The following is a 15,178-nucleotide window of genomic DNA, read 5'->3' as shown; positions in this document are numbered from 1 at the left end:
TGTTTATTTAACAGAACAAACCTGCCGTTATGCGATTGTCAAATATCTTGTTATTTTCCTGCTGCCTTTTTATGTTTCCTGGTTATAGTGAGGCGCAAAGTTATGCAGATACTTATGTGGTCAATCCAATCGTTCAGCATAACGAATACCTGAAAAAAAATCCTGATCTACAGTTGCCTGTTACATTTAAAAATAGTCAGTCAAAATTGCCGGAGCCGGTATGGCCTGCGAGAAAAGATGTGCTCTTATGTTATTGGAAAGCATGGGAGATCGCATTTTCAAACCTGCATCAGGTAACTAAAGAAAATGGCTTTATTTCACCCTATATAGACGCTGCATTTAACCAGCACATTTTTATGTGGGATACCAGTTTCATGGTTTTATTTGGTCGTTATGGGCACAATGCTTTTAATTTTCAGTCCAGCCTGGATAACTTTTATCACCGGCAGCACAGAGATGGTTATATCTGCCGGGAGATAGCGGAAAGCAATGGTGATGAAATTTTTGAACGGTTTGATCCATCCAGTACAGGTCCTAATATTATGGCCTGGTCAGAATGGGAATATTTTCTGAATTTTAATGATATCCAAAGGTTAAAAGCAGTCTTTGATCCTTTATTAGCCTATTACCAATGGTACCGTACTTATCGTTCCTGGCCAGACGGTACTTATTTTTCGACAGGCTGGGGTTGTGGTATGGATAATCTGCCGCGTGTACCAGCAGGATTTAGCCCGGAATTCAGCCCTGCTTTTATGTCCTGGATAGATATTACCTTACAACAGATTTTTACCGGAAAGATTTTACTGGCAATGGCCAACCAGTTAAACCGCAAAAACGAGGTAAAGGATATTGAAACTGAAATAAAACGTCTCACTGGTTATGTGCAGCAGCAGATGTGGGATGAAAAGACCTCCTTTTTTTATGATCGATACCGTAACGGATCTTTGTCTACGGTAAAAAGTATCGCAGCTTACTGGGGATTATTGGCTGAAGTTGTGCCCGAAGGTAAACTGGATAAATTTGTGGAACATTTGGAGAACCCCAATGAGTTTGCTCGTTTGCACCGGGTGCCCACGCTTTCTGCAGATAATGTGGATTTTAAGGCTGATGGGGGATACTGGCGTGGCGGTGTGTGGGCGCCGACTTCTTACATGGTACTCAGGGGGCTGACTAAATATAAACAAGATTCATTAGCATATGTTATTGCCTTAAATCATTTGGAGAATGTGGTCAAAGTATTCAGTCAGACTGGAACAATCTGGGAAAACTATGCGCCCGACAAAGTTCAGGGAAATGGTCAGAAAGAAATGGTGGGCTGGACCGGGCTGGTGCCTATTTCAGTTCTTTTTGAATATGTGTTTGGCATCAGACCTAATGTACCCGAAAATATGATTACCTGGGATATACGTTTGCTCGATGAATTTGGTGTAAAAAAATATCCTTTTGCTGCACAAGGTCTGATTAACTTTTGGTGCGCCAAACGGAAAAAGGAAACAGATCGGCCTAAAATTAAAGTACAGTCATCTGTACCTTTTACTTTAAAAGTACTTTGGAAAGGTGGTAGTGAAATCATTGCTGTTCATGCTGAGTAAACTAGTTGACTAGTTTATTTCAGGTTCCCATAGGTTTAAACATCTGTTTTCATAATCCCTTTTCATTTCTGGTGAATAATCTGCTATCATTGATTTTTCCTGATGAGGGCTGATTAATTGGAGCTGATTATAGATTAAATTTTCCAGGCTATTTACAATTTTGGATGCCTGGTATTCATTTTTTACTTTTTCTTTGGCTGCTATAGCCATGGCCGTCCTGATGGGCTCATTTTTATACAAATAGAAAAGAGCGGCAGCAATTTTTTTAACATCATATGCTACTACCAATCCTGTTTTTTCGTTGTCGACCAATTCAATCTGCGCATTATCCTTATCTGGTGTGTTGACCGTTACTACCGGAACTCCTGCTGTCATGGCTTCTGCAATCACCATTCCGAAGCTTTCGCCAAGATTGCTCACTGCTAGGTATACATCCATCAATCTGTAATAGATGAGCAACGCTTCCAGATTTAAAGAATTGTCCAGGACAATCAGTTTATCCAATAGATTCAGTTTTTTTGCATATTCCATCATGTTAGCCGTAGCTCCAACCAATAAAAACTTTGCATTGCTGACTTTGGCTGCGAATGCTGCAAATCCATCTAATGTAATAACATCAAACTTAGCATCATCTGCTCGGCCTATTCTTCCTACGATAAAAACATCCTTAAGCTGATTATCTTCCCTGATTTTTTTGATCAGCTCTTCCGATGGGAGCAAACTGCAAAGGTGATCAAGATCAACAGGATTGGATAATGTTTTCCGCTTTTCAGAAAAATGATCTTTCAGCTCTTTATCCTTTAACATCCGACGTATCAAAATCATCTTTGATACATACAGGTCATAGTCTATGGTATCGTATAATAATGAATCCTCATAATCTCCAAAAACATTAGTCTGTATCACAACCTTGGGTTTATTGGTTTTAACCAGTGTAAAGAGTTCCAAATTTAATCTACCTGGACCGTGCCAGTGAAACACATCAGTTTCCTTTAATAATTGCGGTAGTCTGTTTAAATCGCCATTCAATACAATCACCTCTATACTCATATCCTGAATAAGTTTTACTCTCTCTCCTCCAGCATACAAGCATACTACTTTAACATCAAAGTGTTCCTTGTTTAAGTATTTGCAATACAACTGGATGACATATTCTGTACCTCCAATACCTAATCCATTGGTGGCTTCAATGATCTTTATTTTTTCCATTAATGATGTAGGTATTGGCAATTAGTAAAGCATATTATTTGGATTGTACTGAATTAGCCGAAGTAGGATATTAAACCCAAAGAGGATAAATGTTTATCCTCTTTAGCTAATCAATTTTCTGCAATTAATTCCGGTGATTTAATCGTGCCATTGGCGGGGGTAGGAGACATTCTAACTTCCAAGGGTACAGGAGGGAAATCTGATGCTGGTTGTCCTTTTCCCTTTGCTAAAGCTCTGATCATATAAAACAATAATCCCGGAGTACCCTCAATATCTGGTCTGTGTTGAGGATCATCTGGTATTTCGTCGGCAAAGATGGCATTTAAATACTGTCCATCTACTGCATCGGGTGCTTTTTCTAACATTACATAACTATCAGGATTACATAAATCCAAATCATTATTAATTAATTCAAACCATGGCATATTAAAAGAATTAAATATTTGACCTACTATTTTCAGGGTGTTCGGTATATCCCTTTTCTGTAGCAATTTAAAGATGAATTAGCGTTGTCAAAAGAGTCAATTGTCCCAAAAGAATTTATGCATTAATTGTTTGAGGACAATGGCCTCAAATGAAGATAAAAAATTACTCAAATTGGTATTGTTATTCGTGTACTAAATGATCTATTTAAAATTATAATTTTAATGAAAATCTAATAAGATCGCATTAGAAATTCCTTTATGCATACTTAATTAGATAAAAAGGAAATACTGAAAACCTTAAATAGAGTAGGTAAAACTTAAAGTTTTTGTTTCTTTTTGATGTATAAAAGGATCTGTATTATGTCTGCAGGCTGTAAAAAAAGATGGTATAACTATACTGGTGGAGATCCTACTTTACCAGTCGACTGGCTTTATTCCCCGGCAGGACCACTATGCCTCAACGGCTTTAGTGTTTGTGCAATTTATGTTTGTTATGCAGGAGCGCACCCTAGTGTGATCACTTTTAAATTGCAAAATTATATTGCAGCTGTCTTGTCGACAGGCGTTGCCCAACCAACCAGCGTTACAGGTGCGAAATTATTCGCATACGGTAAAGCCTAAATAGCGGCGCCAAACTATTAAGAAGGAATTTTCTCTTTAATAATTTGGCACCGCTATTTAATTTCTTATCAACTTGATAAATTGAAAACCCATTGTTACTAAACAGTATTTTAGATCTTCCCTGTTTTCATATTAATTATGCGACAATTCAATGACCACTGTGTTTTCGAAAGCTTTTGCCCATTGATCTTCTTTACTTAATATTCTACCATTATAGCCCAAAAGGTCAGCTATAAATAGGATATCATCAGCACCATACATGTTTTCTTCCGAGATAAATTCCATAGATTCTGTACCCGTTGTAGATTCTATAATTACTTTCACAGGAACTTCTGCTGTATGACTATAATGGTTAAATTTCATTTTATTGGATGGCCATGCGTATTTGATGTGATCTCCGTTAGTGTCCTGGACTTCATAATAACTAATAGGAGCCCCACTTTGTAAATATTCCATGATTGCACGTATATCGTCAACTTCTATAAATACTTTACCTTTTTCGTTTAATACTTCTTTAATGTTATAAAGTAATTCATAAACTGATTTTTTGTTTAAATGCGCAATGGAGAGAGACAAACAGATAATACAATCAAATTTCACTTTACCTACATAATCTAAAATTGCTTCAGGAAGATGACCAACCAGATATTGACCTTGGTTTTTAAATCCATTAACCAGGGCTACCTGTCTCAATTCGGCACTTGAATCTATTGCCCATACATCGATACTGTTTCTTTTTGATGCATTAATACTATGCAATGCCTGACCAGCAAATAATTCTAATAAAGTATGGCATTGATGTTCAGGTTCATATGATTCCAAAATTATATCCAGATGGTCTTTGTAGTTTCTATCACTAGCTATTTTTGCATAATATTCCGCAAATTCTTTGTAAAGTTTATCTATCATTTTATTTATAAATTAAGCTGTTAGCAATTTATGAACGATTAAATGGTTATTACAGGTCAAATGTCTCATAATGGAATATGTTATTAATCAGGTATTTCCAATAGATCATAAATAGTGTTTGTGAGTTCCTTATTGAGCAATTCACTTTTGTTGAAAATATGTTTGTAAATCCAATAGTCAATATTATTTCTCCCATAATATATAAATGCGTAAAGAAATGGGCAGTCATCCATGTAGAACAGCGATTTTTCTTTTACCAGAAAATCTATGACAGGCAAATTTTCGCCACTACTTAAACCGTTAAACGGATGGCTTTGGATCAACATTTTTTTGCACAATAAACTGCTGGACAAGAGATAAGAAGAGGAAACATAAGCTTTAAACGAAATTGCATCATACAATATGATCCGGTTGAGTACACTGGCATCATATCGGGTTCCCTGTATACAATTGTATTGGAACCATAAACGGCTTGGATGATACCAGTCATCATCATTCCACAAACAAATATAATCTCCTGTAGCTACGTTTACCGAATTATTCAAAGCGTCTCCAAATCGATCTGTCTGTTCGATAGTTGATAGCTGTAAATCCCGATCATCAGATAAATTTTCAATTACAGCTTTAATTTGCTGTTTGTTTTGATCATAAGAAATGACCAACTCCTTATTCGGATAATTTTGCGACTGGAAGCAGGCAATAGCTCTGTTAAGCAACGCATGATTGCCATTTGATATGCAAATGCATGAAATTAAAGGATAATTTTCGCTCATTCTTAAAATTAAGGATAACAGCGAGTGCTAAAACGGCCAAAGGTTACATAAATCACCCATTTGAGCTCAACTATTTAGGCTCTTTATAATCAATAAGGCTATGGTGAGAAAAAAAGCGATGAATAATAACAATACAGTTACAGCATCCTGATGTGGCGGAAAACTGGTATAAAAAATATAAGGATTATAAGAATGATAGGAATCCGGTGCTTTCATAATTTTATATAAATTGATGGCAATCTGAATTACTACAAGGATAATTAAACCGACGATAATATTTTTTAAAACGGTGAGTAGTGTTTTCATAAAACTCTTTTTTAATTTATTTATATTCGTCGGATGTCAATAGAAGAATTAGAAGCTTATTTTACCGGGATTGAACTGCCGGAAAAGATTGAATTGGTGCAAGGAGTAGTCATAGAAGACCTGCCCTTGTTTCTCGATTCGCATTTTAGCTATATCAAAAAAAATGGCCATTTAAAATCTGCGGATGTTTTTATGCTGCGACTTCATCAGCTTCATGCCAAATTGGAAGAATCTCATATCGCCTAAATGTGACTGTTTAATTTGAAGAGGAAGCCGGACATCCATCCAGGCTTCCCATTCTGTCATCATGAAAAAAACAATTCATTAACCAGGCTCGTAGTTAATTTCTTTATAGCTGCATCAGTATCACACCTGCAAGGGCGATAAAGGTGAGCACGATATTTACTTTAAAATGTTTGTACCATCCCATGCGGGCAAATAGGCCACCGCAGGCGCATGGATGGCGCTCATAGATCTGGAATACGGCTCCTCCAACATAGAGGGTAAATAGTCCCATCAGGAATAGCGAAGCATACATACCCAGTAACCTCGTATCAGGTAATACCAGCAGCACAATGATCACCAGTTCCACTAAAGGCACCAGGTAACTAAAGATCTTACCTACCCATCTTGGGAAAACCTGGGTCAGCATAGCCTGCTTAAACTTATAAAAATTGAATACTTTAGACAAGGAAGCATAGGCCCAAAGCAGAATAAGAAATCCGGTAATGATGATGATAAAAGGTTGTGGGTTCATATTTTTTGCACTTAGTATATCACCAAGTTACGGGTGGGGGCGACAAAAAAAAAGGGACAAAGGACCCAAAAACCGGTCTTTTGTCCCTTTTCAGAGAAGCATTAATTTAATAAATTTTACATCCGTCTGGTTCTGGTTCTAATTCGGTTGAGTGTTTTACGTGATATGCCTAAATAAGCGGCAATGCTTTCTACAGAAGCTTTTCTGAAAATCGCAGGACAGTCCTTCATCAAATGAAGGTAATGTTCTTCGGGTGTGTAAGCGGCGAACTCCAGTATCCTTTTTTCGCTCATCCGCTGATATTCATTCATGATCCTCCGGATGTAATCATTGGATTCCGGAAATCCTTTCACGATCTCGTTCACATGGTCGAAAGAGATCGATAACAACACGCTGGGTTCCAGCAATTCAATGTAAGATTCTGATGGCACCTGGTTAAAGAAGCTATTGAGCGAAACCATGAGTTCATTTTCGTTCCAGAACCAGAATGGTACTTTCTTTTCTTCTTTATACACAAACCCCATAGCAGATCCTTTTTCGATAAACCAGGCCCGGTTGGCTATCTGACCAGGCTTTAAGATAATCTGACTTTTAGCGTAGTATTCTCTTTTAATCATGTCGTTGAGCTTTTCTTTTAACTCCAAACGCAAAGAATATTTTCCAGCTAATAACTTGAACAATTCCTCATTTTCCATTTCATACGATAATTTAAATATGACACGAACAATTAATTAATTTCGGGCTGATTTGCCTCGCAGTGTTAAAACACTACGGCAAATTCTTAGTGTAACTATCCTGCTTAAATCTTTAAGTAGGAACCAATAATGTGCAATTCATAGGCGATCAAATTATTTATATTCAACAAAATACGAAAAAATACATTTAATAAATTATTTATTAGCACTAAATATACTAACAATTTTTTACCAAGTTATAACTGCATATTATCATTTTACTTAAATAATTGCTCTGATCCTTGCTAATCTATAATAGCTATCAATTATTACCCATAATTACCCTTTTTAACGTTTTAATTTTTACATCTATAGACGATGTGTCATTTGTCACATTATAAAAAAGCCCATTAACTACCTTGTCTTTTTTTAAAATCGTTCCCTTGTCGCGCTATTTTATGGATTAAAATTCGTGGATTTATCAATTTTATTGATGGATACCAAAAGAATTTTAAGATAAATAAACTGCCTATTCTTATGTTTGTTTTTAAAAAATATTTATAATAAACTAATTATTTAATATCGAAGCTGATTTTAATTAACACTCAATCCACTAACAAAGGGATCAAATTCATTGCTGAAATTTGATCCCTTTAAACCCTAAAAATCAGTCTCATTCAGAGATGCTATCCTAAAAGTTAAAATCCTGGAGCTTCATGTCCGCTCAAAATGTTAATAATTCTGTCTGGATATTAGCCTGGTTGTGATCGAAACCTAAAGGATAAATGACTTTTAAGGCGGACGTGGAATTTTGGTTAAAGAAATCATGAATTGGTTTGTTTAGGTTGGTTAATAGTGATGGCCTGTTTGCCACCATGTATCTTGATGATCCTGTCTTGCCAGATAAATGTTCCAGTCAGGCTTTCAGGTAAGGTGATCTCAGCATGAATGCCGTCTTTTCCTTGTCGTATAAATTTCACTGTAATCTTTCCTGTAGGATGGGGAAAGGTAGCTGCTGCTTCAGTCAATTCTCCTAAAGCAGGTTTAATCAATACCGTGCGAAATCCCGGTGTCTCGGGCATAATCCCACAGATCGTAGCCAGGAAATCATAATTGGGACTGGCGCTCCAGGCATGACAATCCGAGCGTGTAGGCTCAGGCTTTTCTGCAAAGGTGGTTAAGCCCAGTTTTAGCATTTCTCTCCATGGTTGCAGCTCGCTGTAATATAAATCAGCCATTTCTGCTTTTTTAAGCGCCTGGATCAGGTAAAACCGATAAAAGAAAGTCACCTGGCCTATAGATTTATCTTTCAGCAAATTTTTCATTAAACGCTGGGCTTCAGGCAATGGAACTGCCCCGCTTAATACTGCCCAGATACTGGCATGCTGACTATAAGTTCTCTGCTCAGGTGTATCTGCCAGTAATCCTTTTTCTGCGTTGTAACAAGCAGCAAAGGTATGGTCATTTAGTTCCCTGGCCAGCAATTTGCAATCTACTGTCTGTCCGGCATGGTCAAAAGCCCGGTAAAGGTCTGCTGCCTGATTTAGGGTATAAGCATATTGTAGAGTAATAATAGAGGAACCCCCGGTATCTGCGCCGGGAGCAGTACCCCAGTCGTTAAAATTATCCCAGTCTACGAAATTCCACCACGTTAGTGGTCCCAGCATTTTTTTCCGCTGGTCTACTCTTGTTTTATACCATTCAAGGATCTCATTGATTGCTGGCAGGAACTGTTTAACAAAGGCATCATCCTGTCGGTGCATCCAGTAGTCATATACCATAGAGATCCAGAACAAGGAAAAGGTAGGGATGATCTGCAAGCGGTTGCTTGGATACCTGCCTTGCGTTAACCCTTCTGGTGTTCTGGAATGATAAAAATCTAAAATGGCTTTGCGCATCAGCCGGTCATCACCACTTCCATACAAAGAGATCAGTGCCTGTATCCGGCTGTCTCCTGTGTATTGCAACTGCTCATAATAGGGGCAATCATAATAGAGCTCTCCTGCGCAAAGTTCTGCTGTGTGCCATCCAACTTTCCAGATTTCCTGTAATTCACGATCATTGCTGGTGAAGGTGGCATTCAGCTGCAGAGGATAACCTGTTTTCATACTGTAAATATCATTTACTAAAAGCGGTTCATCTGCAGTAGTGATATCCAGCTGGAGGTATCTGTAACCTCTAAACCATAATGGTCTGAATTTTCTGGTTTCTCCGCCGTCCGGTAAAAAAATATCATAATTTCCTTTAATCTCTTTATTTTCTATATCATTCCGGTTTCCCTTATTTCCCTGTTTGTCAAATAAGGCTTCCGCATAAGTCATTTTTATAGAAGAGCCTTTTCCTTTAGTTACCAGTAGCTGGGGATAAGCAACTGTATTATTGATGGCATCCAGTAATATACTCACAGTTTGATGCGCAGGGATTTTTAAGGTTTTTTTTCCAGTTAAAAATTCTGGTTCCACTTTTATACCTGAAGAACGTCGGACAACCGGAAAACGTGACAAATGTTCTTCAAATAAAGGAATATTCCTTGGTGCCAATGTCCAGCGGTTATCAGTACCATAACCTACTGGTTCGGGATGGGTAATTTCCATTGCATTTTCCCAACTGGCATCATTATAACCCGGATATTCCCAACCCCATGGGTATTGGCTGCCATCTACCTGGTCTCCGGGACCAATCACCATATAAGCTTTCAATCTTTCTCCGTTATCTAATGAGCAGGGGGTATAAGCTTTATTTTGTAAAACTTTCCATCCTGTATTGGTATTTACAATTTCCTCTGCACTGGTGTTTCCCTGAACCAGAAAAGCGGTCTGATTGGATACCTGTGCTACAGGAGCTAGCGTGCCCATATTCCACACCATCGCGGCAATCGTATTTTCGCCTGGTTTTAAATAAGCTGCAATATCCAGTGATTCATAATACCAATTGAATAGATCACCCCGGGCTGGCCCGGAATTAACAGGAATGCCGTTGACGAATAAACGGTAGCGGTTGTCTGCTGATACATGAATTAAAAAAGTTGCAGGAACAATGGGAAGGGTAAAGGTTTTTCTAAAATGATAAACACCATATTCACGCTGCATTGCTGTAGGATGGGTAATCCAGCCGGCACTCCAGGCACCTTTTAACAAGGCCGGATTGATGGCCGATGATTGGCCTTTTGCCGTAAATATTCCAAACAGCACTAAATGATTGATTAAAATTGCTTTAAATTTCATATTCATACTTTTAGCCTTAAGACCGGGTCCACAGGCTGCATTATATTTGGTTAATTGCTAACCACACTCATATACGTAAATGTGAAAATCAGCGCGACTAAATTACATAAATATTTGTATTTTAGAATATTACGGTATAAAATAAAAATATTTTAGCCGGTCTAAAATCCGTCTTTACTCCAAAAACGTTTATAGAATAATTTTAAAAGCATTTAGCTAAAGTTATTATTTACTTCATTTTTTTAATAAAAATTTTATGTGATGGCCATTTTTTGGCAATCGAGGATTTATTTAAAGAGGACTATGATATCGAAACTTGCCAATTACACGTCTTTCACTGATGCCGAGTTGATCGCTTATTTAAGAGAAAGCGATAGGGGGGCTTTTGATGAAATTTATGAGAGGTATTGGAAGAAGTTATATAATGAAACCTTTAAACGGATGCGCAGAATTGAAGTTGTTGATGAAATAGTTCAGGATGTTTTTTCTGACCTCTGGACCAAAAGGGGCAGCAGGAAAATTGACAGTCTTTATCCTTACCTGATTACCGCATTGCGCTATCAGGTATTCATGGTTTACAGAAGAGGGCAGGCAGGACCAGAGTTTATAGAACCTTTGGAACATATCGCTTTAGCTGATTTGCAGGCAGATTCTTTGCTGAATGAAAAAGAGCTAAAAGGTTGTATTGCTATATGGATGTCTTTACAACCAGAAAAGAGACGTGTGATTTTTCAAATGAAGTATATGGAGGAGCGGTCTACGAAAGAGATTAGTGAGATTCTTGGGATTTCTCAAAAAACTGTACAGAATCAACTGCTGACTTCCTTTGCCAGCTTAAGGGAGTTCTTGAGTAAGCTAATGATCCTGATTAGTTTATAAAAGCTAAAAAGGCAACAAACGATGGCTCCATTTAAAATAATAATAATCTGTTATATTTAATTCTTCTTGTCGCTCTTTACTATGCGTGTTTACGGTGGTATTGTATAAATGGTCAACAATAGAAGAAGTGATCAATGCATGTTTGATGTTGAGTACAGCTAGAGTATTGGCATAATCGTAATCGGCACTGTTAAAAGTGAAATTTTCATCCAGCTTTCCGGTAAGCTGAAAGAGCTCTCTCCGCATAAAAAGGCACCAGCCTGCAATTTCAAGTCCTATGCGGTAACCTTGTTTTATCCCGCTATATAGATCGAAACCATGATTTGGATGTAAAATGGAACAGATCGGTGAGGCACTCAACAAATCGGGAATTTGGTTCATTGTTTTTAATATCTCTGAAGCCCAATTGGGATGAAATATCAAATCATTGTTGCATAAACATATATAAGCGGCATTGGTCATTTCAATACCCAGATTCATATAGGTATGGTAACCGAAAGGCTGATCGGGGTAAATAGTTTTAGAAAATGGATATTGGTAGTTTCCTAAATCCTTTTGAGATTCCATCACAAGGATGTTAAATTTTATTTTCGAGGAATCTTCTGAGGTCTGGAGCGAGTTAATACAATTGATAGTGGTTTGCATTAATTCATTGGTGTGTGCATAACTCAATATAATCACATCGATTGCTGTTATTGTTTGGATATCCATAACTCTTTGCTCAATTAGTTTATAAATTCAAAACAAGTTAAAAAGATATTGAACTGTCTTACCTAGTTTTAAGATTTTGTGCCATCTGTCCCGGTTAGCCATTCTGATTAAGTTTAATTTTATGATAGAAATTTAAATAAATTAAATCTTTTAATAATGAGCATACCTTTGGTTACCTGCATTATGCCAACAGCAAATAGACAAGAATTTATTCCTTTTGCTATCGATAATTTTTTAAAACAAGATTATTCCAATGCAGAGCTGGTCATTATAGACGATGGCATTAAATCTTGCGCTGATCTGATTCCTGATAACAATCAAATTTGTTATTTTTATACTGAGCCTATAAGTACGATTGGTAAGAAGCGTAATGTGGCATGTGAAAAAGCAAATGGAGAATTCATTTTAAACTGGGACGACGATGATTGGTATGCGCCTGACTGGATCAGTCGACAGGTAAATCTATTGTTAATTTCTGGTGCTGACATTACGGGTTTAAATAAAATTGTATTTTATTCTACTTCATTGCAGCAGTACCTTGGATATGAAGATGCCGAACATCATAAATGGTTATGCGGAGCAACTCTTGCTTTTAAAAAATCAATATGGAAATGTCATCCTTTCGCTGATCTGCAGGTTGGTGAAGATTCTGACTTTATTTTTAATACTAAGGGACAAATAGCTGTACTAGACTATCCCAATGGTTTTATTGCCACCTTACATGACCACAACACTAGCATTAAAAACTTAAAGAATATCAATACAGTAACCTGGATGGATCAGACCAATACTATATGAACTTTCTGATCACCTCTAATATCGATCTTTCCTGGTTGGCCAAAGAATACCTCTCTAAAATAAATTGAGAGGCTCTTTTTCCAATTTTCTGTGTTTCCAGTGGGTTGGTCTTAAATTTGTCGATTACATCCATCACACATTTTGCATAACTGATCATATCAGATTGTTCAATTACAAAAGTCAGATCATTTCTGAAAAATTCTTTTCCTCCTTGACCATGATAACCAATGACGATACAGCCACAGGCCATGGCCTCTGCAGGGGGAAGGCTAAAACTTTCCTTATGGCTAAAGGACAAAAAAATCGCTGCTTCACGTAAGATGGCAGCACACTCTTTTAAGGTAAGGTTATCAATAATTTTAATGGTATATCCATCCAGATCATTTTTTAACAGTAATAATTGAATGAGTTGGTTGTAATCATCAATTACTTTTCTGGGCATTACCGCAATGATTTTTTGTTTATGAGGTTGATCATAAAATAACTTATCAGTGATACCTAAAATGATCCTGCTTATTTTGAGTCCAGGAAATAACCAGCTAAAAAAGTCGAAATCATATTCGGATACTACAATCACCTGTACAATGTCCTGATGAAAATATACCTTTCTAGCCAGTTCTATATCCCAGTTAAATGGTAATAAGGTATAAAAGGAATTTTGGTTAAAGATGATTTTCCTAACACCAGGATAAAAATTAGGAATTTGGCTTCCAAATACCTCAGGTATGATCAATAGATCATCCGCTTTAACTTTTATAGACTTAAAATCGGTTACAGGAGTGGTGTGATTAAACCAATCTATCTCTAAATTCTTATCTTCATGAACGATAAAACTTTTTATTCCATTCGCATTCAGGGTATCCGCCAGTTCATATAATTTCATTACTCCTCCAAAAGGTGATTTTAAATCCGGACATAGTACATAAACGGTTGATGTCATAAATGCTTCATTAAAGGCAAACGTTAGTTGACTATTTTGTCTTTTGGATCCTCAAAAAATTTAAGACTGGTATTATGGGAATGAAGGGTAGCCATAAAACCCTGGAAATAGTCATGTGCACAAATCCTGGCACCGGAGTTCCTGATAAAATCGTCATCTTCGCCAATCTGCAGGTCTTTAAACGGATGCCTTTCCCAGAATGATTTCCAGTAGATCAGGCTTTGTCCACTTAACCAGGGGCGTTTAGAATCACTATTTTTAGTCATCCAATAGGTATCGAGCGTAGGAGAGAAGAACTGAACCTGGTTGATTCCACAGATGTCTGCTGCTGAATTCGTTATCGCATCTACCTGGTGTGAAAGCCAGTCTGGTGCATACCAATCGTCATCATCCCAATGCGTAATCAATTCTCCTTTAGCTTTTTCACAAGCTATGTTACGTTTTTTACCGATAGTTGCTGATGGTTCAAAATAAAAATAACGGATTGCAGGATGAGCTGGCACTAAGTCTTCGATCGGTTCTAATCCATCATCAATGATGACTAATTCCTTATTCAGATAATCCTGTTTTAGGAAATGATCAATTGCCGGCGAAATAAAATTAGGTCTGTTAGCTGTAGGCATGATACAGGTAACCATCGGAGAATCCGATCCCAGGGTTACTCTGTTGTTCTTTTCATAAACTATTGGGCTTTCAATCTTTTTCAGCCATTTAATCAGCTGCCGTTTATGTCTTGGATCTTCCTGCCATTGTATGCCTGCGTTTTCGGTATGTACAATTCCCAAATAACCTGCTGAATAATCATGTGCGTAAATTTTCGCTCCGGATGACCTGATAAATTCATTGTCCTCTCCGGCATTCATTTCTTTAAAAGGATGTTTTTCCCAAAACGATTTCCAATAGGCGAGGGTTGCACCATAAACCCATGGAAGATTAGCTGTGTCTCTATATTTCCATATTTTGTTCAATCGGGTGGAGAAAAAATTGACATTGCTAATACCGGTAATGTCCGCTCCAGAACTGATTAGCGCCTCAACCTGTTTACTGATCCAGTCCTGCGCATACCAGTCGTCGTCGTCCCAATGCAGAATAATTTCTCCTTTTGCTTCCAGACAACAGATATTTCTCAATATACCTAAGCGATACGTTAAAGTACTATGATGATAATGAATACGTGGATGATGAGGGATTTTGTCATAGACAGGCTCTGGACCGTCATCTAAGATCAATAATTCAGCATTGGGATAATCCTGATGTACAAAATAATCTATGGCATAAGGAATAAATACTTGTCTGTATGAATTTGTCGGCATAATACAGGAAACGAGTGGCTTTTCCATTTCAATGTTATCTAGATCAA

General features: G+C 37.3%; 16 protein-coding genes. 5 read left to right on the top strand and 11 right to left on the bottom strand.

Annotation, left to right across the window (positions count from 1 at the left end):
- Window positions 1-29 precede the first annotated feature (29 nt).
- Window positions 30-1,592 carry a trehalase family glycosidase gene (locus GSQ84_RS11580; protein ID WP_158797431.1) on the top strand — a complete coding sequence of 521 codons (1,563 nt, stop codon included), beginning with the start codon at window positions 30-32 and terminating at the stop codon, window positions 1,590-1,592.
- 9 nt (window positions 1,593-1,601) lie between these two features.
- On the opposite strand, the gene GSQ84_RS11575 is transcribed toward GSQ84_RS11580, so the two are convergent.
- Both GSQ84_RS11575 and GSQ84_RS11570 read right to left on the bottom strand, forming a co-directional pair.
- Window positions 1,602-2,801, bottom strand: coding sequence for a glycosyltransferase family 4 protein (locus GSQ84_RS11575; RefSeq protein ID WP_158797430.1), 1,200 nt, complete (start codon window positions 2,799-2,801; stop codon window positions 1,602-1,604).
- Between the two features lie 110 nt (window positions 2,802-2,911).
- The gene (locus GSQ84_RS11570; protein WP_216848910.1) at window positions 2,912-3,226 is read right to left on the bottom strand and encodes a hypothetical protein; all 315 of its coding nucleotides are present in this window, start codon (window positions 3,224-3,226) and stop codon (window positions 2,912-2,914) included.
- Between the two features lie 360 nt (window positions 3,227-3,586).
- Here GSQ84_RS11570 and GSQ84_RS11565 point away from each other — a divergent pair, with 360 nt between their 5' ends.
- Window positions 3,587-3,847 (top strand): hypothetical protein, encoded by a 261-nt coding sequence (locus tag GSQ84_RS11565; protein ID WP_158797428.1) that lies wholly within the window; start codon window positions 3,587-3,589, stop codon window positions 3,845-3,847.
- Window positions 3,848-3,979: 132 nt separating this feature from the next.
- Here GSQ84_RS11565 and GSQ84_RS11560 read toward each other — a convergent pair whose 3' ends face one another.
- From GSQ84_RS11560 to GSQ84_RS11550, 3 genes are all read right to left on the bottom strand, one after another.
- Entirely contained in the window at window positions 3,980-4,756 is a 777-nt protein-coding gene (locus GSQ84_RS11560; RefSeq protein WP_158797427.1) for a class I SAM-dependent methyltransferase, read from the bottom strand.
- 83 nt (window positions 4,757-4,839) lie between these two features.
- Window positions 4,840-5,529: a glycosyltransferase family A protein gene (locus tag GSQ84_RS11555; protein WP_158797426.1), complete on the bottom strand. Its 690-nt coding sequence runs from the start codon at window positions 5,527-5,529 to the stop codon at window positions 4,840-4,842.
- Window positions 5,530-5,595: 66 nt separating this feature from the next.
- Window positions 5,596-5,835, bottom strand: coding sequence for a hypothetical protein (locus GSQ84_RS11550; protein WP_158797425.1), 240 nt, complete (start codon window positions 5,833-5,835; stop codon window positions 5,596-5,598).
- Between the two features lie 33 nt (window positions 5,836-5,868).
- On the opposite strand from GSQ84_RS11550, the gene GSQ84_RS11545 reads away from it, so the two are divergent.
- Window positions 5,869-6,081: a hypothetical protein gene (locus tag GSQ84_RS11545; protein ID WP_158797424.1), complete on the top strand. Its 213-nt coding sequence runs from the start codon at window positions 5,869-5,871 to the stop codon at window positions 6,079-6,081.
- 103 nt (window positions 6,082-6,184) lie between these two features.
- Here the strand turns inward: GSQ84_RS11545 and GSQ84_RS11540 are convergent, their stop codons facing one another.
- The 3 genes from GSQ84_RS11540 to GSQ84_RS11530 form a co-directional block, all read right to left on the bottom strand.
- Window positions 6,185-6,592, bottom strand: a complete 408-nt coding sequence (locus GSQ84_RS11540) for a MauE/DoxX family redox-associated membrane protein (RefSeq protein WP_158797423.1) — start codon at window positions 6,590-6,592, stop codon at window positions 6,185-6,187.
- 116 nt (window positions 6,593-6,708) lie between these two features.
- Window positions 6,709-7,287, bottom strand: a complete 579-nt coding sequence (locus tag GSQ84_RS11535) for a Crp/Fnr family transcriptional regulator (protein WP_158797422.1) — start codon at window positions 7,285-7,287, stop codon at window positions 6,709-6,711.
- A gap of 803 nt (window positions 7,288-8,090) precedes the next feature.
- A complete protein-coding gene (locus GSQ84_RS11530; protein WP_158797421.1) occupies window positions 8,091-10,490 on the bottom strand; it encodes a family 78 glycoside hydrolase catalytic domain in 2,400 nt (799 codons plus the stop codon).
- 303 nt (window positions 10,491-10,793) lie between these two features.
- On the opposite strand from GSQ84_RS11530, the gene GSQ84_RS11525 reads away from it, so the two are divergent.
- Window positions 10,794-11,369 carry an RNA polymerase sigma factor gene (locus tag GSQ84_RS11525; RefSeq protein WP_158797420.1) on the top strand — a complete coding sequence of 192 codons (576 nt, stop codon included), beginning with the start codon at window positions 10,794-10,796 and terminating at the stop codon, window positions 11,367-11,369.
- Between the two features lie 3 nt (window positions 11,370-11,372).
- Here the strand turns inward: GSQ84_RS11525 and GSQ84_RS11520 are convergent, their stop codons facing one another.
- A complete protein-coding gene (locus tag GSQ84_RS11520) occupies window positions 11,373-12,080 on the bottom strand; it encodes a glycosyltransferase family 2 protein (RefSeq protein ID WP_216848909.1) in 708 nt (235 codons plus the stop codon).
- A gap of 156 nt (window positions 12,081-12,236) precedes the next feature.
- On the opposite strand from GSQ84_RS11520, the gene GSQ84_RS11515 reads away from it, so the two are divergent.
- Window positions 12,237-12,878 carry a glycosyltransferase family A protein gene (locus GSQ84_RS11515; RefSeq protein ID WP_158797419.1) on the top strand — a complete coding sequence of 214 codons (642 nt, stop codon included), beginning with the start codon at window positions 12,237-12,239 and terminating at the stop codon, window positions 12,876-12,878.
- Here GSQ84_RS11515 and GSQ84_RS11510 read toward each other — a convergent pair.
- Window positions 12,871-13,818, bottom strand: a complete 948-nt coding sequence (locus tag GSQ84_RS11510) for a glycosyltransferase family 4 protein (protein WP_158797418.1) — start codon at window positions 13,816-13,818, stop codon at window positions 12,871-12,873. The genes GSQ84_RS11515 and GSQ84_RS11510 overlap by 8 nt on opposite strands.
- Before the next feature lie 23 nt (window positions 13,819-13,841).
- On the bottom strand, window positions 13,842-15,158 hold the full coding sequence (locus tag GSQ84_RS11505) for a glycosyltransferase (protein ID WP_158797417.1): 1,317 nt from the start codon (window positions 15,156-15,158) through the stop codon (window positions 13,842-13,844).
- Window positions 15,159-15,178 lie beyond the last annotated feature (20 nt).

The organism is Pedobacter sp. L105, assembly GCF_009765875.1.
Classification (GTDB): domain Bacteria; phylum Bacteroidota; class Bacteroidia; order Sphingobacteriales; family Sphingobacteriaceae; genus Pedobacter.
Note: the sequence above shows the minus strand (reverse complement) of the source record. Positions and strands in the feature narration are given on the sequence as shown.